Origin of the sequence: Candidatus Poriferisocius sp., assembly GCF_965219775.1 — a bacterium.
Classification (GTDB): domain Bacteria; phylum Actinomycetota; class Acidimicrobiia; order Acidimicrobiales; family Bin134; genus Poriferisocius.
On the sequence record NZ_OZ244793.1, the window covers coordinates 3,210,779 to 3,233,049 of the forward strand.

General features: G+C 69.4%; 27 protein-coding genes. 21 read left to right on the forward strand and 6 right to left on the reverse strand.

What is annotated here, in order from left to right:
• Window positions 1–132: 132 nt before the first annotated feature.
• Window positions 133–1,155: an LLM class F420-dependent oxidoreductase gene (locus tag ACOQPQ_RS14535; RefSeq protein ID WP_420640127.1), complete on the reverse strand. Its 1,023-nt coding sequence runs from the start codon at window positions 1,153–1,155 to the stop codon at window positions 133–135.
• Between the two features lie 93 nt (window positions 1,156–1,248).
• Between ACOQPQ_RS14535 and rpmB the strand changes: the two genes are divergently transcribed.
• From rpmB to ACOQPQ_RS14550, 3 genes are all read left to right on the forward strand, one after another.
• Entirely contained in the window at window positions 1,249–1,485 is a 237-nt protein-coding gene (gene rpmB / locus ACOQPQ_RS14540; protein WP_420640128.1) for a 50S ribosomal protein L28, read from the forward strand.
• Between the two features lie 5 nt (window positions 1,486–1,490).
• A complete protein-coding gene (gene rpmG / locus ACOQPQ_RS14545; RefSeq protein WP_420640129.1) occupies window positions 1,491–1,652 on the forward strand; it encodes a 50S ribosomal protein L33 in 162 nt (53 codons plus the stop codon).
• Between the two features lie 116 nt (window positions 1,653–1,768).
• Window positions 1,769–2,434: an HDIG domain-containing metalloprotein gene (locus ACOQPQ_RS14550; protein WP_420640130.1), complete on the forward strand. Its 666-nt coding sequence runs from the start codon at window positions 1,769–1,771 to the stop codon at window positions 2,432–2,434.
• Window positions 2,435–2,489: 55 nt separating this feature from the next.
• Here ACOQPQ_RS14550 and ACOQPQ_RS14555 read toward each other — a convergent pair whose 3' ends face one another.
• A complete protein-coding gene (locus ACOQPQ_RS14555) occupies window positions 2,490–3,284 on the reverse strand; it encodes a hypothetical protein (RefSeq protein WP_420640131.1) in 795 nt (264 codons plus the stop codon).
• Between the two features lie 85 nt (window positions 3,285–3,369).
• Here ACOQPQ_RS14555 and ACOQPQ_RS14560 point away from each other — a divergent pair, with 85 nt between their 5' ends.
• Window positions 3,370–4,542 (forward strand): thiolase C-terminal domain-containing protein, encoded by a 1,173-nt coding sequence (locus ACOQPQ_RS14560; RefSeq protein ID WP_420640132.1) that lies wholly within the window; start codon window positions 3,370–3,372, stop codon window positions 4,540–4,542.
• 55 nt (window positions 4,543–4,597) lie between these two features.
• Here ACOQPQ_RS14560 and ACOQPQ_RS14565 read toward each other — a convergent pair whose 3' ends face one another.
• A complete protein-coding gene (locus tag ACOQPQ_RS14565) occupies window positions 4,598–5,863 on the reverse strand; it encodes an MFS transporter (protein ID WP_420640133.1) in 1,266 nt (421 codons plus the stop codon).
• A gap of 227 nt (window positions 5,864–6,090) precedes the next feature.
• Between ACOQPQ_RS14565 and ACOQPQ_RS14570 the strand changes: the two genes are divergently transcribed.
• The 11 genes from ACOQPQ_RS14570 (at window position 6,091) to ACOQPQ_RS14620 (ending at window position 14,175) form a co-directional block, all read left to right on the forward strand.
• Window positions 6,091–6,552, forward strand: a complete 462-nt coding sequence (locus ACOQPQ_RS14570; RefSeq protein WP_420640134.1) for a (2Fe-2S)-binding protein — start codon at window positions 6,091–6,093, stop codon at window positions 6,550–6,552.
• Entirely contained in the window at window positions 6,549–7,373 is an 825-nt protein-coding gene (locus ACOQPQ_RS14575) for an FAD binding domain-containing protein (RefSeq protein ID WP_420640135.1), read from the forward strand. Before ACOQPQ_RS14570 ends, ACOQPQ_RS14575 begins: the two co-directional genes overlap by 4 nt.
• Window positions 7,374–7,383: 10 nt before the next feature.
• Window positions 7,384–8,298: an AAA family ATPase gene (locus ACOQPQ_RS14580; protein ID WP_420640136.1), complete on the forward strand. Its 915-nt coding sequence runs from the start codon at window positions 7,384–7,386 to the stop codon at window positions 8,296–8,298.
• A 52-nt stretch (window positions 8,299–8,350) separates the two neighbouring features.
• Window positions 8,351–9,508 (forward strand): vWA domain-containing protein, encoded by a 1,158-nt coding sequence (locus tag ACOQPQ_RS14585; RefSeq protein WP_420640137.1) that lies wholly within the window; start codon window positions 8,351–8,353, stop codon window positions 9,506–9,508.
• Window positions 9,505–9,819 (forward strand): XdhC family protein, encoded by a 315-nt coding sequence (locus ACOQPQ_RS14590; protein WP_420640138.1) that lies wholly within the window; start codon window positions 9,505–9,507, stop codon window positions 9,817–9,819. Before ACOQPQ_RS14585 ends, ACOQPQ_RS14590 begins: the two co-directional genes overlap by 4 nt.
• A 2-nt stretch (window positions 9,820–9,821) precedes the next feature.
• Window positions 9,822–10,622 carry an XdhC family protein gene (locus tag ACOQPQ_RS14595; RefSeq protein WP_420640139.1) on the forward strand — a complete coding sequence of 267 codons (801 nt, stop codon included), beginning with the start codon at window positions 9,822–9,824 and terminating at the stop codon, window positions 10,620–10,622.
• A gap of 96 nt (window positions 10,623–10,718) precedes the next feature.
• Window positions 10,719–11,288, forward strand: a complete 570-nt coding sequence (locus tag ACOQPQ_RS14600) for a nucleotidyltransferase family protein (protein ID WP_420640140.1) — start codon at window positions 10,719–10,721, stop codon at window positions 11,286–11,288.
• Window positions 11,289–11,325: 37 nt separating this feature from the next.
• The gene (locus ACOQPQ_RS14605; protein WP_420640141.1) at window positions 11,326–12,006 is read left to right on the forward strand and encodes an SRPBCC family protein; all 681 of its coding nucleotides are present in this window, start codon (window positions 11,326–11,328) and stop codon (window positions 12,004–12,006) included.
• A 7-nt stretch (window positions 12,007–12,013) separates the two neighbouring features.
• Window positions 12,014–12,460, forward strand: coding sequence for a DUF501 domain-containing protein (locus ACOQPQ_RS14610; protein ID WP_420640142.1), 447 nt, complete (start codon window positions 12,014–12,016; stop codon window positions 12,458–12,460).
• A 43-nt stretch (window positions 12,461–12,503) separates the two neighbouring features.
• Window positions 12,504–13,418, forward strand: a complete 915-nt coding sequence (locus ACOQPQ_RS14615; RefSeq protein WP_420640143.1) for an exopolyphosphatase — start codon at window positions 12,504–12,506, stop codon at window positions 13,416–13,418.
• Window positions 13,419–13,593: 175 nt separating this feature from the next.
• The gene (locus ACOQPQ_RS14620) at window positions 13,594–14,175 is read left to right on the forward strand and encodes a GNAT family N-acetyltransferase (protein WP_420640144.1); all 582 of its coding nucleotides are present in this window, start codon (window positions 13,594–13,596) and stop codon (window positions 14,173–14,175) included.
• Here the strand turns inward: ACOQPQ_RS14620 and ACOQPQ_RS14625 are convergent.
• Complete coding sequence (locus tag ACOQPQ_RS14625) at window positions 14,172–14,933, reverse strand: enoyl-CoA hydratase-related protein (protein WP_420640145.1); 762 nt, start codon at window positions 14,931–14,933, stop codon at window positions 14,172–14,174. The two genes, ACOQPQ_RS14620 and ACOQPQ_RS14625, sit on opposite strands and share 4 nt — an antisense overlap.
• Window positions 14,934–14,971: 38 nt before the next feature.
• Here ACOQPQ_RS14625 and ACOQPQ_RS14630 point away from each other — a divergent pair, with 38 nt between their 5' ends.
• The 4 genes from ACOQPQ_RS14630 to ACOQPQ_RS14645 all read left to right on the forward strand — a co-directional run bounded on the left by ACOQPQ_RS14630 (window position 14,972) and on the right by ACOQPQ_RS14645 (window position 19,345).
• Complete coding sequence (locus ACOQPQ_RS14630) at window positions 14,972–16,207, forward strand: MFS transporter (RefSeq protein WP_420640146.1); 1,236 nt, start codon at window positions 14,972–14,974, stop codon at window positions 16,205–16,207.
• Window positions 16,208–16,308: 101 nt separating this feature from the next.
• Complete coding sequence (locus ACOQPQ_RS14635) at window positions 16,309–16,662, forward strand: hypothetical protein (protein WP_420640147.1); 354 nt, start codon at window positions 16,309–16,311, stop codon at window positions 16,660–16,662.
• A 50-nt stretch (window positions 16,663–16,712) separates the two neighbouring features.
• The gene (gene mce, locus ACOQPQ_RS14640) at window positions 16,713–17,114 is read left to right on the forward strand and encodes a methylmalonyl-CoA epimerase (protein ID WP_420640148.1); all 402 of its coding nucleotides are present in this window, start codon (window positions 16,713–16,715) and stop codon (window positions 17,112–17,114) included.
• A gap of 92 nt (window positions 17,115–17,206) precedes the next feature.
• The gene (locus tag ACOQPQ_RS14645) at window positions 17,207–19,345 is read left to right on the forward strand and encodes a heavy metal translocating P-type ATPase (protein ID WP_420640149.1); all 2,139 of its coding nucleotides are present in this window, start codon (window positions 17,207–17,209) and stop codon (window positions 19,343–19,345) included.
• 58 nt (window positions 19,346–19,403) lie between these two features.
• Here ACOQPQ_RS14645 and ACOQPQ_RS14650 read toward each other — a convergent pair whose 3' ends face one another.
• Complete coding sequence (locus ACOQPQ_RS14650; RefSeq protein ID WP_420640150.1) at window positions 19,404–20,465, reverse strand: alpha/beta fold hydrolase; 1,062 nt, start codon at window positions 20,463–20,465, stop codon at window positions 19,404–19,406.
• A gap of 44 nt (window positions 20,466–20,509) precedes the next feature.
• Window positions 20,510–21,412, reverse strand: a complete 903-nt coding sequence (locus ACOQPQ_RS14655) for an enoyl-CoA hydratase (protein ID WP_420640151.1) — start codon at window positions 21,410–21,412, stop codon at window positions 20,510–20,512.
• A 185-nt stretch (window positions 21,413–21,597) separates the two neighbouring features.
• On the opposite strand from ACOQPQ_RS14655, the gene ACOQPQ_RS14660 reads away from it, so the two are divergent.
• Together ACOQPQ_RS14660 and ACOQPQ_RS14665 are read left to right on the forward strand one after the other, a co-directional pair.
• Window positions 21,598–21,840: a hypothetical protein gene (locus ACOQPQ_RS14660; RefSeq protein WP_420640152.1), complete on the forward strand. Its 243-nt coding sequence runs from the start codon at window positions 21,598–21,600 to the stop codon at window positions 21,838–21,840.
• A complete protein-coding gene (locus ACOQPQ_RS14665; protein ID WP_420640153.1) occupies window positions 21,837–22,268 on the forward strand; it encodes a TA system VapC family ribonuclease toxin in 432 nt (143 codons plus the stop codon). Before ACOQPQ_RS14660 ends, ACOQPQ_RS14665 begins: the two co-directional genes overlap by 4 nt.
• Window positions 22,269–22,271: the final 3 nt, after the last annotated feature.

Genomic DNA, 22,271 nt, shown 5'->3' on the forward strand with positions numbered 1-22,271 from the left:
TGGGCTCACTCATGTTCGCGGTCCTTTCTGGGAGCCTTGCGGTTGCAAGCGTTGCGGTCTGCGTGGGTTGCGGTTTGTGTGGGTTGTGGTGGCCGGGCTCAGGGGTCTTTCCTCCAGTATCCCACCACCGGGCTAGCCGAGGAAGATCTCGGCCACGGCGCGCAGCTCGTCGGCGCTGCGAACACCCACGTTGATGCCGGTCACCGGGCTCTCCTCCCAGGCGGCCAGACGGTCGCGGATCCGCTCCGGCGATCCCACCAGGGAGATCTCGTCGGCGAACTGGTCGGGCACCGCGGCGATGGCTTGCTCCCGGCGCCCCTCGAAGAACAGGTCCTGGATGTGGTAGGCCTCCTCCTCGAACCCCATGCGGGCCATGAGCTTGGTGTGGTAGTTCTGCCCTTTGGCCCCCATGCCCCCGATGTAGAAGCCCAGCGAGGCCTTGGCGGGAAACAGCCCCCGGGCCAGCTCGTCGGGGGAGTCGCCGGTGACCTGCACGGTGGTATGGACAGTGATCTCGAAGTCGTCCGACCGACCGGCGATCGAATCGGCGTACACCTCGGGGCGGAAGGGGGAGTAGTACAACGGGAGCCAACCGTCGGCGATCTCCACCGTTTGGGCAATGTTCTTGGGGCCCTCGGCGCCGATGAAGATGGGGACGTCGGACCGGGGGGGATGGGTCATGATCTTGAGCGGCTTGCCCAAGCCGGTGTCGCCCTCGCCCCGATAGGGGTGGTGGTAGTAGTCGCCCTCGAAGCTCAGGTAATCGTCCCGGGCGAACACCCGCCGCAGGATCTCCACGTACTCCCGGGTGCGGGCCAGGGGGCGGTTGCCGGGTTGGCCGTACCATCCCTCCACCACCTGCGGCCCCGACACCCCCAGCCCCAGGATGAGGCGCTGGTTCGACAGGTGATCGAGGGTCACGGCGTGCATGGCGGTGGCGGTGGGCGTGCGGGCGGCCAACTGCACGATGCCGGTGCCCAGGCGAATGCGTTCGGTGTGGGCGGCCAGCCACACCAACGGCGAGAACGCATCCGAACCCCACGATTCGGCGCTCCACACCGAATCGAAGCCGAGCCGTTCCGCCTCCTGGGTGAGGGGCACGAAGTTCTCCGGCATGCCCCGGCCCCAGTAGCCCCACACCAATCCCAGTTTCATGGGGCGACCCTAACCGGCCCACCGGCGTCCGGTGGGTTTGTCGCCGTATCCCGCTTGTCGGCTGCGGGGCCCGGCCCGGTAGCATGGTCGCCTATGTCCAAGGTCTGTCAGGTGACCGGTCGTCGCCCGTCGTTCGGCAACAACGTGTCCCACTCCCACCGCAAGACCCGGCGCCGGTGGAACCCGAACGTCCACAAGCACCGCTTCTGGATCCCGTCGGAGAAGCGTTGGATCACCCTCAACGTGTCGGCCAAAGGCCTGAAGACCATCAACAAGCACGGCATCGACAAAGTGGTGGCCGACATGCGCCGCCGCGGCGAGAAGGTCTGATCATCATGGCAAGCGACAAACGCCCGATCGTCAAGCTGAAGTCCACCGCCGGCACCGGCTACACCTACGTGACCACCAAGAACCGGATCAACCACCGGGAGCGGATCGAGCTGAAGAAGTACGACCCGGTGGCCCGCAAGCACGTCGTGTTCAAGGAGGAGCGGTAGCCACGGACGTCGACGAGCGCCGGGAGATCCTGTCCGCCGCCCTGCTGGCCGACGACCCTGCGCCGCCACTGTGGCACCTGGTTGACTCCGGCCTCGCCGACGACATCGTTCCCGAGTTGCCCGCGCTCCGATTGGAGCAGGATCCCATCCATCGCCACAAGGACGTGCTGGCCCACACCATTGCCGTGGTGGCCAAGACCCGCCCCGACCTGAGGCTCCGGCTGGCCACCCTGTTCCACGACGTGGGCAAGCCCCGCACCCGATCGTTCGAGCGGGGCACGGTCACCTTCTACCACCACGAGGCGGTGGGGGCCCGCATGACCCGCAAGCGACTGGCCCAGTTGGGATACCCGGACGAGGTGGTCGAGGACGTAGCCGAGCTGGTCCGTCTGTCGGGCCGGTTCAAGGGGTACGCCGACGGCTGGAGCGACGCCGCCGTGCGCCGCTACGCCCGGGAGGCCGGCCCGCTGCTCGGCTACCTCAACGAGCTGGTCCGGGCCGACTGCACCACCCGCAACCGCCGCAAGGCCGCCGATCTCCAGCACCATGTGGACGAGCTGGAAGCCCGGATCGCCCATCTGGCCGAGGCCGAACGCCGAGCGGCCGAGCGGCCGCTGATCGACGGAAACGCCGTGATGGAGCGTTACGGCGTGGGGCCGGGCCCCCGGGTGGGCGCGGCCCTGAAGTTCCTGCTGGAGCTGAAGAGAACCGAGCCCGACCTGGACCTCGAGGCCACGCAAGCCCGCCTCGACGAGTGGTGGGCCGACCGGACGGCCGACTGACCCGGATTCCGGGGACGGCGCTTGCGGGGACAGCGTCCGCTGCAGCAGCGCCCGGCTACAACTGGTCCACGTAGGTGTCGGTGCCCACCACCGTCTTGTAGAAGGGACCGGCCCAGCACACGTTGGCCAGACCGGAGTTGTTGACGGCGTCCACGTAGGAACCGAACGTGTCCCAGAAGCCGTCGGGGGTTTCCTCGCAGAAGAAGATCTGCAGGGTGCGGGCCTCGCTGCCGGTGCCCGAGCCCAGATCCATGGGGGAGTTGGAGGTGATGTCGTCGCGCTGGCGGGGCTTCCAGGTCGATCCGATGGCCACCGGGGAGCCGGCCATCATCTCGGGCATGGCCGTGTCCCGGAGAAAACCGTGCAGTTCCTCTTCGCTCGTCCCGTCGGCCCTGTCCATGGCCACCACGCCGATGCCCGCGTACCCGTGGTCGAGGGCCAACTCCAGCGGCACCGGGTCGTCGTCGCGGTAGGCGGCCCACCCAACGTCGGCCAGGATGGTGTGGCGGTGGGTGCGCTCGGCGAATCCCCGACCGTTGCTGTACAGCCAGTGCACCTGCTCGCCGGCCCAGGTCCAGTGCTCGTCGTCGCGACCGTCGAGCACCCAGTACACGGCCAGGTACGACCCCTGGCCCGCCTGGGAGACCTCGCCGCTGCCGTCGGTGATGCGCATGTCCTTGAGCGCCCGGGTGGCCACCCAGCGGGAGCCGGCGAACAGCCACGGGCCGACCAAGCAGCCGGAGTAGAAGTGATCCCGCTCGTACCAGCGGTTGTACTCCCGTTCGTGGCCCGGATTGGGGTCCACCAGGGTGAAAAGCATGCTGCCGACGTGGATGGGGTAATCGTTCACGCCGCCGACCCTAGCGGCCGCCGGTGACGCGGTGCTGGTCGATGCCCCGGCTCCCCGCCCCGGCCGATGCCATAGGGTGAGCCGGGTGGGGGACCATCCGTTCCGGGATCGGGCGGCCATCGCCGGCATCGGGATCACCGAGTTGTCCAAGAACTCCGGGGTGAGCACCCTCACGCTGGCCCTGCGGGCCATCATGGCCGCGGTGGAGGACGCCGGGCTTCGCCGGGAGGACATCGACGGCGTGGCCTGCCACCAGGTGCAGGACTCGATCACCGCATCGGTGGTGGCCCAGTGCCTGGGCGTGGACGACCTGTCGTGGTACTGCGACCAGTTCGGCGGCGGATCCACCTCGCATTCGGTGGTGGGCCACGCCGCGGGCGCCGCCGTGCTGGGGCACGCCCGCCACATCGTGGTGTGGCGGGCCATCAACGCCCGCTCCGAGCACCGCATGGGCGGCACCGGGCGACCGCCCCCGGCCATCGTGGAGACGCAGTATCAGCATCCCGTCGGCTGGGTGACCCCGCCGCAGTGGTACGCCATGTTCGCCCGGTCCCACATGAACCGCTGGGGTACCACCGCCGAGGACTTGGGTCGCATCGCCGTCCAACAGCGGGCCAACGCCGCGGGCAACGAGCGGGCCATGATGAGGGCTCCCATGTCCATGGACGACTACCTCGCCTCCCGATGGATCGTGGAGCCGTTCCGGTTGTTCGACTGCTGCCTGGAGACCGACGCCGCGGCCGCCGTGGTGGTCACCACCACCGAGCGGGCCCGGGATCTGCGCCCACCCCCGGTGCTCATCTCGGGGATGACCTGGGGTGGGGGCCACATGCTGCACAGCAACCGCGTGCAGGCCGACTGGACCACCTCGGTGGCCGCCCCGATGTCGAACCGGCTGTACGCCATGGCCGGGGTCGGCCCCGACGACATCGACTACGCCTCGCTCTATGACGCCTTCACCCACCTGGTGCTGGTGCAGATCGAGGACTACGGCTTCGCTCCCAAGGGCGAGGCCGCCGGGTTCATCGCCGACGGCCACACCGCGCCGGGTGGGCGAGTGCCGGTGAACACCCACGGCGGGTTCCTGTCGGAAGGGTACGTGCACGGCCTCAACAACCTGCACGAGGCCGTCCGCCAGATCCGGGGTGACGCCGGGCCGTTGCAGGTTCCCGGTGCCCAGGTGGCCCTGTCCACCGGCCAGCCCGGCTATGTGGCGGGCAACTCCTCGGCGCTCATACTGCGCGGTGACCACCGTTAAGTGTTAAGTAGGGCCAGTAAGTAGGGCCAGCCCTCGACTCGCCGAGAACTGGCACTCATCCGGCGCCGCCGTAGCTGACCGGTTTTTCTCGGCGGAGGCGCTCGTTGTACCAGGCGGCGGCGGCCGCCACCAACAGCAGCAGGGCGCCCAGCCCCGCCCAGTGGCTCAACGAATGGAAGCCGACCACCTCCACGGTCGCCCCTGCCGACAAGCCGGCGGCCGCCCCGCCCAGGGTCATCAGAAAGTCGGCTTCTCCCTGCACCTCCACCCGCTCCGACACCGGGAAGGCCCCGGTGAGCAGCGTGCTGCCCGCGATCAGCCCGAAACTCCAGCCCAAGCCGACGAGCAGGAGTCCGGCGAACATGCCCAAGCTGTCCTCGGCGCTGGTATGGGCCGACGTTTCCGCCCCGATGCACAGCAGCACCCCACCGGCGCCGATCGCCAAGTGAGGCCCGACCCGGTCCACGAGCCAGCCCACGATGGGGGAGAAGGCATACATCCCGATGACGTGCAACGAGATCACCCAGCCGATCACCGCCAGTCGCTGATCCCCGCTCTTCATGTGCACCGGGGTCATGGTCATGACCCCCACCATCACCGCCTGACCGACCAGCATGGCGATCACCGCCAGCCGGGCGGCGGGTACCGCAAAGATGCGCTGTCCCAACTCCAGGGGGGAGGCGGATTGGGCCGCAGACTTCCCCAGTGTGCCCAGCACCTCCAGCGGGTCGGGCCGCAACCTCGTCTGGGTGACGCCCAGTCCCACCACAAAGAGCGCCACGCCCAACAAGTAGGGGCCGGCCAGTTCCGGGAGCCCGATGGCCCGGGCCACGTAGGCGGCCGGGCCCAGGGCAATGGTGGGGCCCGCGACCGCCCCCAACGTACCGGCCCACACCAGCGTGCCGATGGCCCGGGCCCGGCGGTCGTCCGGGGCCAAGTCGGCGGCGGTGAAGCGGGCGGCCAGATTGGTGGCGTTGCCCGCGCCGATGCCCACGATTCCCACCACCAGGAGGGGGTAGAGATCGGCCAATGCGGCCACGAAGGCCAGCGCCGCTCCCGCCGTCCCGATCGACCACCCGGCGGTCAGCCCCCGACGTCGGCCCAACCGGGTCATGCGTCGAGCCAAGGGAACGGTGGTGACCACGCTGCCCACATGCACGGAGGCGGCGGCCAACCCGGCCAGCGTTTCACTGCCGGTGATCTCCTCGGCCAGTACGGCCACAGCCGCGTACGAGGCCGCCATGGCCGCGGTGGTCGGGACCACCGACGCCATGAGGGTCGTCATCGTGTTGCGGTGGGCGGCCACTTGGTCAAAGGACATGTCCGAGATCCGCCTCCCCTCGCTCAAGACCGGGATGGTGCCAACTTGGCGACCTCGGCACTGTACCCGGGCCGGGTGCTCCGCCCCGTCACGCCCTCCATGAAGTGGACCTCGCTTGAGGCCTGCCCACCGGGGGTTGCCGCTAGTGGTGTGTCGTCCGGCGTGACCTTGTGGGGGGCCGGTGTACTAGATTTCTCGGGGACCCGGACAAAGACGAGGGGGAAACCGTGGAAGTAACGGTCACCATCAACGGGGACAGCCACTCGCACGACGTGGAGCCGCGCACGCTGCTGGTCCACTACATCCGCGACGTGGTCGGCCTCACCGGTACCAACATCGGCTGCGACACGTCGTCGTGCGGTGCCTGCACCATCCACGTGAACGGCGAGTCGGTGAAGTCCTGCACCATGCTGGCCGTGCAGGCCGACGGGCAGGATCTCACCACCATCGAGGGCCTGGCCGACGGCGATGTGCTTCACCCCATGCAGGAGTCGTTCCGCCAGTGCCACGCCCTCCAGTGCGGCTACTGCACCCCGGGCATGGTGATGGCCGCGGTGTCGCTCCTGGACGAGAATCCCAGCCCCTCCGAGCGAGACGTGCGCATCGGCCTCGAGGGCAACCTGTGCCGCTGCACCGGGTACCACAACATCGTCAAGGCGGTCCTGCACTGCGCGGAGGCGGCATCATGATCCCGGCGGCATTCGATTACGTTCGGGCCTCCTCGGCCGACGAGGCGCTGGCCGCCCTGGCCGAACACGGCGACGAGGCCAAGCTGCTGGCCGGGGGCCACTCCCTGTTGCCCCTGATGAAGCTGCGGCTGGCCACCCCGGCGGTGCTGGTGGACATCGGTCGCCTCGACGATCTCAGCTACATCAACGATGCCGGGGATCACCTGGCCATCGGCGCGCTCACCCGCCACCGCGACGTGGAGATCAGTGAGCTGGTGCGGTCGCAGGCGGGCCTGTTGGCCGAGGCCACCAGCCACGTCGGCGACCCCCAGGTGCGCCACCGGGGCACAATCGGCGGCTCGGTGGCCCACGGCGATCCCGCCTCCGATTTGCCCTCGGTGCTGTTGGCCATGCGGGCCACGCTGGTGGCTCGGGGACCGGGGGGCGAGCGGGAGATCGCGGTGGACGACTTCTTCACCGGCTTCCTGGAGACCGCCCTGGCCCCCGACGAGTTGCTCACCGAGATTCGGGTACCCAAGATGCCCGACGCGCCGTGGGGCTTCCAGAAGTTCAACCGCCGGGCCCAGGACTGGGCCATTGTGGGGGTGGCCGCCGTGGTGGCCAACGGGGCTTCCGGCGTGGGCCTGGTGAACATGGACAGCACCCCCATCCGAGCGGCCGGGGTGGAGGCCGCCCTGGCCGGGGGGGCTTCGGCCACCGACGCAGCCGAGGCCGCGGCCGAAGGCACCAACCCTCCGTCCGACCTGAACGCCGGCCCCGAGTACCGCGAGCACCTCGCCCGGGTTCTCACCCGCCGGGCCCTCGAAGCCGCTGGGCGCTGAACCCCCAACAATGAGCCCCCGGCCGGCGACGGCGGACGACGTCGTCGAGGGGCTGGAGGGCTGCGACTATCTGGCCGACGAAGGCTTGGCCACTGCGGTGTTCCTGGCCATGACCTTGGCTCGCCCCCTCTTGCTGGAGGGCGAGCCCGGTGTGGGCAAGACCGAGGTGGCCAAGGCGTTGGCCCAATGGACCGGGGCCGAGTTGATCCGCCTGCAGTGCTACGAGGGCATCGACGTGGCCCAGGCGGTGTACGAATGGGACTACTCCCGCCAGCTCCTGCACCTGCGCACGGCCGAGGCCACCGGGGGAGCCACCCAGGACACCGCCGACGCCCTGGAGGACGCCCTTTACTCAGAGCGCTTCCTCATCAAGCGCCCCCTGCTTCGGGCCATCGACACCACCGAGGGACCACCCCCGGTGTTGTTGATCGACGAGGTGGACCGGGCCGACGACGAGTTCGAGGCCTTCCTGTTGGAGATCCTGTCCGACTACGCGGTGACCGTGCCCGAAATCGGTCGCTTCGCCGCCGACACACCCCCCCGGGTGATCATCACCTCCAACCGCACCCGAGACGTCCACGACGCCCTCAAACGGCGGTGCCTGTACCACTGGGTGGAACACCCCGGCTTCGAGCGGGAGGTGGCCATCATCGGCCGGCGGGCACCGGGAGTGGGCGAACCCCTGGCCCGGCAGGTGGCCGCCGCCGTGGCCGAGTTCCGGGATCTCGGCCTGTACAAGCCCCCGGGCGTGGCCGAGAGCATCGACTGGAGCCTGGCCCTGGGCCGCTTGGGGGCGGCTGAGCTGACCCCCGAGATCACCCAGGCCAGCTTGGGCTCGGTGCTCAAGTACCGGGAAGACCAGCAGCGGGTGCTCGACCAGGGAATCGACGGGCTGATCACCCAGGCCATCGCCCGGGCCGGCTGAGCACCGCCCGGCGAGGCCATGGAGTCGCCGATCACAAGGGACGGGGTGGCGGGTGCGGGCTGATCACGTGGCCGTCGGGTTCGTCAACGCACTGCGGGGCGCAGGCATCGATGTGGCCGTCGGGTCGTCGGTCAACTACTTCCAGGCCTTGGGCGCGGTGGGTATGGAGCAGCGCAGTTCCGTGTACTGGGCGGGACGAGCCACCCTGATCACCGACCCCGAAGACGTGGAGCTGTACGACAAGATCTTTGCCGCCTACTACGACGGTCGGCACCTGATGGCCACCCCGGTGGTGGAGGTGGTCCAGCCCATCACCCTGGTGATGGACGAGGACGGCGACGATGCCGACGACGGCAGCGACGAGGACGAAGAGCCGCAGGACCCGTCCCTCACCTTGCGGTGGAGCCGCACCGAGGTGCTGCGGGACAAGGACTTCGCCGACTACAGCGACGACGAACTCGACGAGGCCCACCGGCTCATGGCCGCCATGACCAGGGTGGGGGGCACCCGCCGTTCCCGCCGCCGGCGCCACACCCGCCGCACCGCCGGCCCTCCCGAGTTGCGCCGCACGGTCCGGGCCGCCATCCGCAGTGGGGGGGAGCCGGTGCGCCGCTGGTACACCGAACCGGGAGAGCGCCTGCGCCGGGTGGTGCTGCTGCTGGACATCTCCGGGTCGATGGAGTCCTACGCCCGGGCGCTGATCCGCTTCGTCCACGCCGCGGTGGTGGGCCGCCTTCGGGTGGAGGTGTTCACCATCGGCACCCGCTTGACCCGCATCACCCGGGAGCTGTCGTCGCGTGACCCCGATCGGGCCCTGACGGCCACCGCCGACGCGGTGAGCGACTGGTCGGGCGGCACCCGGCTGGGAGACACCCTGGCCGAGTTCAACGACACCTGGGGCATCCGAGGGATGGCCCGGGGAGCCACCGTGGTCATCCTGAGCGACGGCTGGGACCGGGGCAGCCCCGCGGTGATGGCCGAGCAGATGGGCCGTTTGCACCGGGTGACCCATAAACTCGTGTGGGTGAACCCCCTGAAGGCCACCCCCGGCTACCAGCCCTTGGCCCAGGGCATGGCCGCCGCCCTGCCCTGGGTGGACGACTTCATCGAAGGCCACTCGCTGCGGTCCCTGGAGCGCCTGGCCGAGGTGCTGGCCGACCACCGGGCGCCGAGCCCCGCCGCCCCCGCCCCCCCGGCGGTGGCATCATGAAGGAGATCCTGTCGGACCTGGACGCCTGGCGGGCCGAGGGCCGTAGCGTCGCTTTGGCCCGGGTGGTGAACGTGGAGGGCTCCGGCCCCCGTGATCCCGGAGCGGCCATGGCGGTCAGCGACAACGGCGACGTGATCGGATCGGTCTCGGGGGGTTGCGTGGAAGGGGCGGTGGTGGTCGAGGCCCTGGAGATCATCGAAACCGGTGAACGACGCATGGTCAGCTTCGGCTACAGCGACGACGAGGCCTTCGCCGTGGGCCTCACCTGCGGGGGCACCATCCACCTGTTCATCGAGCCCCTGGACTGGTAACGGTGGGCGAGCAATACCAGCGGCTGCGCGACGCCATCGTGGACGAGCGACCGGTGGCCCTGGCCACCGTCATCGAGGGGGGCAACATCGGGGCCAAGCTGGTGGTGGAACCCGACGGCGACATCATCGGCACCCTGGGCCATCCCGAGTTGGACCGGATCGTGAGCCGGGATGCCGTCGGCGAATTGGCGGTGGGCCGCACCGGGGTTCGTCACTACGGCGCCGAGGGCCAGGCCCGGGAGACCGACCTGTCGGTGTTCATCGAGTCGTTCTCGCCCCCGCCCATCATGCTGGTCTTCGGGGCGGTGGACTTCACCGCCGCCCTGGTGCGAACCGCCAAGCTGCTGGGGTTCAACGTGATCGTGGCCGACGCCCGCTCGGTGTTTGCCACCGTGAAGCGATTCCCCATGGCCGACCGGGTGATGGTGGCCTGGCCCGACGAGGTGTTCGACGCCTACGGCGACCGCCTCGGCCCCCACGACGCGGTGTGCATCCTCACCCACGACCCCAAGTTCGACGTGCCCGCCGTCCAGCGGGCGGTGGCCACCGACGTGGGCTACATCGGCGTGATGGGCAGCCGCCGCACCCACGCCACCCGACTAGAGCGGCTGCGCGAGGTGGGGGTGGACGACAAGGGGATCGAACGCCTCATGGCCCCCATCGGGCTGGACATCGGTTCGCGAACCCCCGAGGAGACCGCCATCTCGGTGTGCGCCGAGATCATTGCCAACCGTACCGGCCACCACGCCCCCTCCCTGCGCGACGGCGACGGCCCCATCCACCGCCCACCCGTCGACGGATGAGGCGGGCCGCCGCCCTCATCGCGGCGGCATTCCTCTCCGACGGCGAGGTGCTTTCCCCGTGAGGGTCGCTGAGCACTTGCCCCGGCGGGAGCGGTCGTGAGCACCGCGGCCATCGTGTTGGCGGCCGGGGCGGGTACCCGTTTCCGGGGCGACACCCACAAGCTGCGCGCTCCGTTTCGGGGCCTCACCGTGGTCCAGCACGCGCTGGGGGCGGTCATCGAGGCCGACTTCGCCGAGGTGTACGTCGTGACCGGGGCGGTGGAGTTGCGCGACCTGATTCCCGACGGTGTGGTGGTGGTGGAGAACCACTCCTGGGAGCTGGGTCAGGCCACCTCGCTGCGGGCCGGGGTGTACATCGCCGAGAACGACGGTCACGACGCCGTGGTGGTCGGACTGGGCGACCAGCCCCTGGTGGGGTCGGCGCCGTGGCGGGCGGTGGCCGACGCCGAGGGCGACCTGGTGACCGCCGTGTTTCGCGGCCGCCGCAGCCCCCCGGTCAAGCTCGGGGCATCCCTGTGGCCCCTGCTGCCCACCAGCGGGGACGCCGGGGCCAGATTGCTGATGCAAATGCGGCCCGAACTGGTCACCGCAGTATCCTGTGAGGGAGACCCGGTCGATTTCGACACCGCGGAGAGCCTGGAGGCCTGGAGCCGACAAGCACGGTGACGAGACGGCTGACGGCAAGCTTGGAGGACTGGCAACCATGGAAATGACGAACGAGATCGAAGTAAACGCCTCGGCCAGCGAGGTCTGGGCCGCATTCAACGACGTGGAGCGCATCGCCCCGTGCCTGCCGGGCGCGCAGCTCACCGAGATCGAGGGGGAGGAGTACCGGGGCGTCGTCAAGGTGAAGGTCGGTCCGGTCAACGCCCAGTACAAGGGAAAAGCCACGTTCACCGAGCGTGACGACGAAGCCCTCAAGGTGGTCATCTTGGCGGAGGGCCGAGAGACCCGGGGTCAAGGCAACGCCAGCGCGGAGATCACCGCCGTGGTGGAGTCGCTGGCCGATGATCGCACCAAGCTGGCCGTCACCACCGACCTGAAGATCACCGGGAAGGTGGCCCAGATCGGCCGCAACCTCATCCCCGACGTGAGCGCCAAGATCATGGGTCAGTTCGCCGAGAATCTGGAGGCCCTGCTGTCGGCCCCCGCCTCCGAATCCGCCGCCGCGGCGGGCGCATCCGGCAGCGAGGGTGATGCCGCCAAGGGCGATGAGCAGAAGTCCGGGGTGCGAGCGGTGGATGCCCCCGAAGCCGAAGCGGTGGACCTGTTGGAGGTGGCCGCCCCGCCCGCGGCCAAGAAGTTCGGCCCCATTGCCGGGGTCATCGCCGTGCTGTGGATCATCCGCAAGCTGTTCAAGAGGAAGAAGAGCAAGAAGGGCTGAACCGGGGTTGGGCGACGACGAGCAGGTCGAATCCCTTCTGGGTCGAGCCCCCCGAGGGCCCTATGAGGTGGTGGTCCGAGCCGACGACGGCACGCCGCGGGTGCTGCGCAACGCCCCGCTGCTCGACGACGGCACCCCCATGCCCACCCGCTACTGGTTGATCGGTCCCGAGGACGTGCTCCAAGTGAGTCGGTTGGAATCGGCCGGGGGCGTGCGCCGGTCCGAGGAGGCCGTGGACGCCGAGGAGTTGGCCGACGCCCACCGCCGCTACGCCGCCGAACGGGACGCCGCCATCCCTGCGGGCCACACCGGCCCCCGACCCTCCGCCGGGGTGGGCGGCACCCGTCGAGGGGTCAAGTGCCTCCACGCCCACTACGCCTGGTTCCTGGCCGGGGGCGACGATCCGGTGGGGCGCTGGGTGGCCTCTGCTTTGGCCGGCGACGATTCCCGGTGAGTGGGCCGCCGCCGGGTCGGATCCCGCCGGGCTGCACGGCACCATGAGCGACCGGGTGGTGGCCGCCATCGACTGTGGCACCAACTCCACCCGGTTGCTGGTCAGCCGCGGCGGGGCGGCCACGCTGGACCGGCAGATGACCATCACCCGCCTCGGGCAAGGGGTGGACCGGAGCGGTCGGCTGGCCCCGGAGGCCATCCAACGAACGGTGGACTGCCTGAGCCGGTACCGCGAGGTGATGGACGGCCACGGCATCGAGGCGGTGCGCATCACCGCCACCTCGGCGGCCCGGGACGCCGCCAACCGTGACCAGTTCTTCGACGCCGCCGAGGCGGTGATCGGCGCCCGCCCCGAGTTGCTCAGCGGGCCTGCCGAGGGGGAGCTGTCGTTTCGGGGGGCCACCGCCGAACTCCATCCGGCCAGGGGTCCGTTCCTGGTGGTGGATCTGGGTGGGGGGTCCACGGAACTGAGCGTGGGTACCACCGCGTGCGAGGCCACCATGTCGTTGGACGTGGGTTGTGTGCGCCTGACCGAGAAGTACCTGCACAGCGATCCGCCCCTCCCCGAGGAACTGCACGCCTGCATCTCGGTGACCGGCGCCCACCTCGATGACGTGGACCGGGAGATGCCCCTAGCCCGAACGGCCCGGACGTTCGTCGGTCTAGCGGGCACGGTGTCCACCGCGGCGGCCGTCGAACAAGGACTGCCCACCTACGACCGCGACAAGATCCACCACTTCGAATTGACCAAGGCGGCCGCCGAGGACGTGTTTCGCACCCTGGCCACCGAGTCTCGGGCCGATCGGGCGTTCAATCCCGGCCTGGAGCCGGGGCGCGTGGACGTGATCGTGGGGGGGATGGCCGTGTTGGTGAAGATCATGCGCCACTTCGGGTTCGAGTCGTGCCTGGTCTCGGAGTCCGACATCCTCGACGGCTTGGTGTTGAGCCTGTTGGACTGATGCGCCCCTGCGGCGGCGCGCCCACCGACGGGGCTGACGTCGGGACCGACCGGCAGGGCGCGAGTAGGTTGGACCCCGGGGACGATCAGGCAGTGCGCGAGTAGGTTGGCAAATGGTTCGGGCGTGGTCTCGGTTTCGTGGTGCCCAACAAGGGCAGGGGCTTCGGGGTGCCCGGGTGGAGCTGCGGCCCCTGACCGAGGGCGACTTCGACGAGTGGCGATCTGTGCGACGGGCCAACCGGGAGTGGCTCACCCCTTGGGAGCCCGCCCAGCACGATGCCCAGCCCGACGTGGTGGAGGACCGAGTGGCCTTTGCCTCCCGGTGCAGCGCCCGTGACCGGGAGCGGCAGATGGACGCGGGCTACGGGTTCGGCGTGTTCGCCGAGGGCCGACTCATCGGGGAGATGAACCTGTCGGGGGTGCAGCGGGGCCCCTTCCAGAGCGGCCACGTGGGGTACTGGATCGACCACCGTTTCGCCGGCCGGGAGTTCACCCCGGAGGCGCTGGTGGTGGTGTTGGACTATGCCTTCGAGACCTTGGGGCTGCACCGGGTGCAGATCAACATCATCCCCCGCAACCAGGCCAGCCGCCGGGTGGTGGAGAAGCTGGGGATCCGTTCCGAGGGGATCGCCCTGCGCTACCTGGAGATCAACGGCTCCTGGGAGGATCACGTGCGGTACGCCATCACCGCCGAGGAGTGGCAGATTCGGGGCCCGGAATTGGTGGCCGGATGGATGAGCGGGGGTCCGGTCAGCTAGGTCCGCGACGTGCTGATGGCCTCCTTCAGGGCGGCCACTCGCTCCTTGAACTCGGGCTGGGCCATCGACCAGGCCTGCGGGTCCACCTCCCGGGCCACGGCGGCCTCGCTGTCGGTGACGGCGCCCATGTCGATGATCGTCTGCTTCATGGCCGCGGTGAGTGCCCTCGGGGCGCGGGCCGGTCGGCGGGCCAGTCGTCGGGCCTCCCCCAACAGCTCCTCGTCGTCCACGCACTTCCAGGCCAGCCCGATCTCGGCGGCCCTCGGCCCGTCCAGCCGCTCGCCGAACACCACCATGGCCATGGCCGTTTGGCGGTCGCAGATGCTGCGCAGCCGCCAGGTGTGGCCCCCGCCGGGGTGGATGGCGATCTGCAGGAACCGGCTCTCGAACATGGCCTGGCGCCCCGCCAGGATGACGTCGCACGCCAGGGCGAAGTTCATGCCCGCCCCCACCGCCGGGCCGTTCACTGCGGCCACCGTGGGCAGCGGGGTGTGGGCCACCCGGAGGAACCCGGCGTAGATGGCGCCCAGGCGGCTGGGGTCGTCGGCGGCCAGGAGCTCGTCCAGGTTGGCCCCCGCCGAGAAGGCCGGGGGGGCGCCGGTGAGCACCACCGCCCCCACGGAGCGGTCGTCCTCCAGTTGGTCGAACACGGACTCGAGCTCCTGGTTCATCTCCAGGCTGACCGCGTTGCGCACCTCGGGGTGGTTGAGGGTCACGGTGGCCACGCCGTCTTCGATCTCGGTGAGCACAAGTGCCATGTTCCTGAGCGTAGTGATGTGTCGGTTACGTTGGCGCAGTGACCGATTCCTGGCATCCCCGGCGGGCCAACCGGGCCCTGTCGTACCGGAACTACCGGCTGTTCCTGTCCGGGGCCATCGTGTCCAACTCGGGCGTATGGGTGCAGATGATCGCGCTGGCGTACGTGATCGAGCACCTGACCGACAGCGGGACGTGGGTCGGGTTGGGTGCCGTGATGCAGACACTGCCCGCGGTGGTGTTCGGCATGGTGGGGGGGTGGCTGGGCGATCGCTTCCCCCGCCGGATCATGCTGATATTCACCAACTCGGCCCAAGCGCTCATCGCTCTGGTGTTCTCGGCCATGTGGGCGTGGGGGGTGGACCGACCAGTGGCCTACATCGCCCTCGGCGCGCTGACCGGGTGTGTGAACGGCATTCAGCTTCCCGCCTGGCAGGCGTTCGTCAGCGAGCTGGTGCCCCGCGGGGCCCTGTTGAACGCGGTCACGTTGAACTCGGCGCAGTTCAACGCTGCCCGGGCGGTCGGTCCCGCGGTGGGAGGGGTGGTGCTGGCCATCGGCGGACCCGCGTGGTCGTTTCTGGTCAACGCGTTGTCGTACGTGCCCGCGGTGATGGTCCTGGCGCTCATACAGGTGCCTCGAAAAGAACCCACCACCGGCGGGGAGCGCTCGAACATCTTCACCGATGCCATCGCCGCCCTCCGCTTCGTCTCCACCCACGCCGGCATCCGGCGAGCCATCATGACGGCCGGGGTGATCGCCCTGTTGGGTCAGCCCATCATCCACCTGGTGGTGATCTTCGCCGACGACGTCTTTGTCGTGGACGAGGTGCGATACGGCATCTTGGCTGCGGCCGCTGGGGCGGGAGCGGCGCTCAACACGCCGTTCGTGATCACCTGGGGCAGTCGGGCGTCCCGCAGCCGGTTGGTGGGGTTGGGCTGGCCGGTCTACGGCATCGCCCTGTTGGGATTCGCGGTGTCCCCCTACTACTGGCTGGCGGTGGTGGCGCTGGCCGTGGTGGGCGCAGCCCACATCATCACCGCCTCCACCCTCAACACGGTGATCCAGCTCCAGGTGACCGAAGCGCTCCGGGCCAAGGTGTTGGCCCTCTACCTCATGACGCTGTTGGCCGGATTGCCCATCGGGGCCCAGATCCAGGGGGCTCTGGCCGACGTGGTCGGACCCCGCTACGCCGTGGGTGGGGCCGGTGTGCTCTTGGCGGTCATCGCCCTGGCGTGGGTGTCCAGCGGTCGCACCAAGGTGCTCGACCTCCAGTGACCCGGTTGGCGACGGACGGCAAGAGAAGTTGTCACACCTGTCGGGATACTGGACTCATGAGGGAACACAAAGAAGATCAAAGAGAGAAACCGGCTCACCGGATGCGGGTCGTTCACGGCGACGGGCAACCGCCCGAGAGCAACACCGGCCGGGCCTTGGCCTTCGCCGAGGCCGTCCGGCTCCTCGGATTGGCGGCCCGAGGTCACGGGCTCCCCATGCCCAGCTTCCGCAGCCCGCCCCGCCAGGTGGGTCGTCGCCGCACGCTGACCCGCCACGACGACGGCTCCACCACGGTGGCGGTGATGGTGCACAACCGCAACTGGTTGGCGGTGCTGTCCGACATGGTCGAGGGCGTGGTGGTGGCCAATGGTCTTGACGGCGTCGACGCCGAGGTCGTGCGCGACCAGCTCTGGGAGGCCCTGGAGGGCGAGGTGGCCCGGCGGGAAACGGCCTGATCCGACCGGCCGACCGCAACCCTGATCCGGGGCGGACTTATGATCGGCTCATGTTGCTGACCGAGATCGATCACGTCGCTATCGCCGTTCACGACTTGGACCAGGCCGTCGCCTTCTACCGGTCGGCGTTCGGGGCCACCGTGGCCCATCGCGAGGTGGTGGAGCGCGACGGGGTGGAGGAGGCCCTGCTCAAGGTGGCCGACTCCTACATTCAGCTCACCACCGGCACCCGTGACGACTCCGCCATCACCAAGTTCCTGGCCAAGCGGGGCGAGGGCATCCACCACGTGGGCTATCGGGTGGACGACTGCGCCGCCGCCCTCGAGGCGATGGTGGCCGCCGGTGCCACCCCCATCGACGCCGAACCCCGCCCGGGCTCCCGGGGCACCACGGTGGCCTTCATCCACCCCAAGGGGGCCCACGGCACCCTCATCGAGCTGGTCCAGGAGTAATCCGCTACCGGGGCCCTTTCGCCCCCCTGGGCGCTGCGATTGCCCCTCCGGTACCCGGCCCTCCTTGCGTTGCGGTTCGTAGACTGGTCGTGATGGCTGAGCGGCCCAACGCAGCGGTCCGGGACGTGACCTTCGCGGTGGAGGGGATGACCTGTGCGGCCTGCGCCGCCAGCATCCAGCGGTCTCTCTGCGGGGTGCCGGGGGTGGTGGACGCCCGGGTGAACTTTGCCGTCGAACGGGCCACGGTGACCTGCGATCCCGGTGTCGACCGTGATGCGTTGCGGGCCGCCGTGGTGGCCGCCGGGTACACCGTCGGCGATACTCCGACCGTTCGACCAGAGCCCGCAACCGGTTCGGTGGGGTTGCCGTCGCTGCTGGTCGGCGTCGCGCTGGGCGCCGTGGTGATGGTGTTGTCGATGGTGGACCGGCTGAGCTTTGCCGGGTCCGACTGGGTGGTGGGCGCGCTGGCCACCGTGGTGGTGTTCGGGGCGGGACGGGAGTTCCACCGCCGGGCCTGGACCCAGCTTCGCCACCGTTCGGCCACCATGGACACCCTGGTGTCGATGGGCACCGCCTCGGCGTGGGCGTGGTCCACCGTGGTGCTGGTGGCCGACATCGCCGACGGCCACCTCTACTACGAGACCGGCACGGTCATCGTGGTGCTGGTGCTGCTGGGCCGCTGGCTGGAGGCCCGGGCTCGGCGCCGTTCGGGCGACGCCCTGCGGGCCTTGGCCGAGGTGGCCGCCCCGGTCGCCCGATTGGAGGACGGCACCGACCTGCCCATCGGGGAGGTGCGGGTGGGCATGCGCTTCGTGGTGCGGCCCGGAGAGAAGATCGCCACCGACGGGGTGGTGCGCGAGGGTCTCTCCGCGGTGGACATCTCGCTGGTGACCGGCGAACCGGTGCCGGTGGAGGTCGGGCCGGGCGACACTGTGGTGGGGGGATCGGTCAACGCCAACGGATCACTGGTGGTGGAGGCCACCGGGGTGGGGGCCGACACCGTGCTGGCCCGCATCGTGGCAATGGTGGAAGAGGCCCAGACCAACCGCACCCGCATCCAGCGGCTGGCCGACCGGATTTCGGCGGTGTTCGTGCCCGGGGCGGTGGCTGTTGCCCTGGTCACGCTGACCTGCTGGCTGGCGCTCGGCCAGCCTGCCTCGGAGGCCTTCTCGGCGGCGGTAGCGGTGCTGATCGTGGCCTGTCCGTGTGCGCTGGGACTGGCCACCCCGCTGGCGGTGATGGTGGGCACCGGACGGGGATCGCAGCTCGGCATCATCATCAAGGGCGGCGAGATGCTGGAGGACACCCGGCGGCTCGACACCGTGGTCTTCGACAAGACCGGCACGGTCACCGAGGGTCGCATGGAGGTGGTCGACGTCGTGGCCCCCGACGGTGACCCCGACGAACTGTTGGTGCTGGCCGCGTCGGTGGAGGCCCGGTCGGAACATCCCATCGCCCGGGCCATTGCCGCTACAGGTCTCGACCATCGGGCCGTCACCGGCTTTCGGAACCACCCCGGCCGGGGAGCGGTGGCCACGGTGGACGGTGTCGAGGTCCGTGTGGGCGGGCGGCGGTTGTTCGATCAGGTGCCCGAAGCTGTCGAGCAGGCGGCCACTGAGGTGGAGGCGGGGGGTCGGGTGGCGGTGTTGGTGGGCCGAGACTCGGTGGCCGAGGGCGTGATCGCGGTGGACGACCGGCTGCGGGAATCCGCCCCCGCCGCGGTGACCGCCCTGGCGTCCCTGGGCATCCAAACCGTGTTGTTGACCGGCGATCACCCCCGTCGGGCCCAGGCCGCGGCCAAAGAGCTGGGCATTGACCGAGTGGTGGCCGGGGTCGACCCCGGCGGCAAGGCTGCAGAAGTGGCCCGCCTGCAAGCCGAGGGACGGCGGGTGGCCATGGTGGGCGACGGCATCAACGACGCCCCCGCCCTCAGCCAGGCCGACATCGGCATCGCCATGGGCACGGGTACCGACGTGGCCGCCGAAGCCGCCGATCTCACCATCATGACGTCGGACCTGGCCGCGGTGGCCGACGCCATCGCCCTGTCGCGGCGCACCATGAACACCATTCGGGGCAACCTCTTCTGGGCGTTCGCCTACAACACCGCGGCCATCCCCTTGGCCGCCGCCGGTGTCCTGGAACCCATGATGGCCGCCGTCGCCATGGTGGCCTCGTCCCTCTTCGTGGTCACCAACAGCCTCCGCCTCCGCTCCTTCCAACCCTCCCGCTGACCCCCAACCTCCGCTCATGTTTGGCGACCATGGCTCTCGGTCGCGCGTCGGGTGAGGGTCAGATGGCTCCGGTGAGGAAGGCCAGCAGTACCTCGTTGGTGCGGTCGGGGGCCTCTTCGGGGATGAAATGGCCGCAGGCGGCGGGGCGGGCCCGGTAGTCGGGGAAATGGTCGATGAACGAGTCGGCATAGGGGTTGCCGCTCGGGATGTGGTCGTCGGCGGGTAAGCCGTCGGCGAAGGCCTGGGGCATCAGGAACGCCGAGTAGAGGTAGAGGGCCGGGTGGGGGTAGGTGCGGCCCCGGTCCTCGGGGGCGAACACCGGGAAGGGGCCGTAGTCGGGGTGGGAGAACAGCAGGTCGGGGTGGCTCCACATCTCGGCCACCTGCGCCGATGACCGGTAGGTCAGGCTGCCGTCGGCGTCGGGCAGGTGGAAGGGCAGGGCGTCGCGGTAGTAGGAGACGGCGTGGAACCAGGCGCCGGGTTCGCTGAACGCCTCTCGGTAGTGGGCCACGTCGGCGTCCGTCCAGTACTGGGTGGGGTCCCAGTCGGACATGGCTCCGCCGGGGTCGTTGTCGCGGCTGCCCCGAGGTGTCTTCCACGGTGAGAGGGGCGGGGGGCCGTAGCTGCCCTCGACGCCCCCGAAGACCGAGTTGATGAACTCGGCGGCGTACTGCTGCCAGAACTCCTCGGCCTCGGGCTCGCACTTGAACCAGTAGCCGTGGATGCCCCAGGGGATCCACACCGAGCACAGGGTGTCGACGAGTGCCAGCTTATGGAACCGGTCGGGGTGTTCCAGGGCGGCCTTGAAGGCGATGATCCCACCCCAGTCGTGGCCGACCAGGGCGCATTGCCCCACGCCCAGGGCGTCGAGGAAATCGACGATGTCGCGGGCCAACAGGTCACGGGTGACCCGCACCCGGGGCTTGTCGGTGCCGCCGTAGCCCCGGGTGTCGGGGGCGTACACCCGGTAGTGCTCGGCCAGCGCCGGGATCTGATGGCGCCACATGTGCGAGGTCTGGGGGAAGCCGTGCAACAGCACCACGGGCGGGGCGTCGGGATCGCCGGCGACCAGGTAGTGGAACCGAAGTCCGGCGGTGTCGATGTGGTGGGACTCGATCACGGGTGCTCCTTTCGGCGGCGATGCTCTGTGCTCGGGCGGCCCGGTCACTCGCCGCCGGGGGACGTCTTGGCCGCCGGTCGCACCTTGGGGGCGTCCTTCCAGTGGGGCACGCCGTCCTCGGGTCGGGCCACCCAGAACTGGCCGTCGGAGATGCCGGCCCAATGGGAGTGGTTGAGCTGGTGCAGGCTGAAGCAGGCGGACAGGGCGGTGTTGAAGCCCTGGGCGTCCATCGACTGGTTGACCGCCTCTTTGATCAACAGGGCGGCCATGGTGGGCACCGAGGCGATGCGCCGGGCGAACTCCAGGGTCTGCTCGCTCAGCGTCTCATTGGGGAACACCTTGGCCACCATGCCCAGGGCGTGGGCCTCGTGGACGTCCATGGAGTCGCCGGTGAGCAGCAGCTCCTTGGTCTTGCGGGGGCCGAACTCCCAGGGGTGGGCGAAGTACTCCACCCCCATCATGCCCAGTCGGGTGCCCACCACATCGGCGAAGGAAGCGTCCTCGGCCCCCACGATGAGATCGCACGACCACATCAACATGAGCCCGGCGGCCAGCACCGGCCCCTGCACCTGGGCGATGGTGATCTTGCGCAGGTTGCGCCACCGCTTGGTGTTCTCGAAGAAGTAGTGCCACTCCTGCAGCATCAGCTTCTCCGAACCTCGGCGGTGGCCGCCGTTGATCCGGAAGCTCGGGTGCTGGTCGGGGCCGGGCGTGCGCTCGTCGATGCTGACCTTGGTACCCATGTCGTGGCCGGCCGAGAACATCGGGCCGAGACCGCCGAGGATCACCACCCGCACGTCGTCGTCGGCCTCGGCCACCAGGAAGGCTTCGTTCAGCTCCACCAGCATCCCCCGGTTCTGGGCGTTGCGTGCCTCGGGCCGATTCAACATGATCCGGGCAATGACCCCGTCGTCCAGCGTCTCGTACGTCAAGTACTGATAGTCCATGCCCCCCATCATGACCCATCCACCCTCCCCCCGCTGCACACCGCCGAACCCGCTTGCGCTGGTTGACGGAGCGGGAGCGTCACATTGAGAGATGTGAGCGTTGGGGTGGTTGCGGGGCTGGTTGTCTCGAGGGCCGAGATCACCTGGAGTGACAGATACCTGCAATCAAGGATATGCTCATATGTATGAGAACTACCATCAATCTGCCTAGCGGTTTGGCAGAGGAGGCGAAGCGAAGGGCCGAGGAAACGGGCAGGACGTTTACGAGCCTGGTCATCGACGGCTTGCACCTCGTGCTGAAGGAAACCGCGGTGCAGGGCGAGGTTGAGCGGCTTCCTGTTCACGGCAATCCGGCAGCCAGGCCGTTGGTTGACATTTCCGATCGCGACGCTCTGGCGGCAGTCTTGGACGCCGACAGGCTCCGATGATCCTTCCCGACGTCAATGTCATCGTCTACGCCTACAAGCGCGAGGAAGAACATCACGCCCGCTATGCGGACTGGCTCAACGACGTCGCCGCTGGCAGCGAGCCCCTTGTCTTGGTCGATCTCGTCTTGACGGGCTTTCTCCGCATTGTCACCAATCCCCGGATCTACGCAGCGCCAACCCCGCTGGGAGAAGGATTGGCATTTGTGGCCGCCTTGCGAAGCGCTAGACCTTCGAGATCGGTCCGTGGCACAACGGCGGCATGGGAGCAGTTCGCGGCGTTCGCCCAGGCTGATCGAATGTTGCGCGGGAATCTGGTGCCGGACGCATGGTTGGCGGCAATAGCCGTATCGATTGGGGCAAGAGTTGCTACTGCCGACTCCGGATTCTCCCGATTCGAGGGATTGGGTTGGTTCGACCCTGTGGCCTGAGCA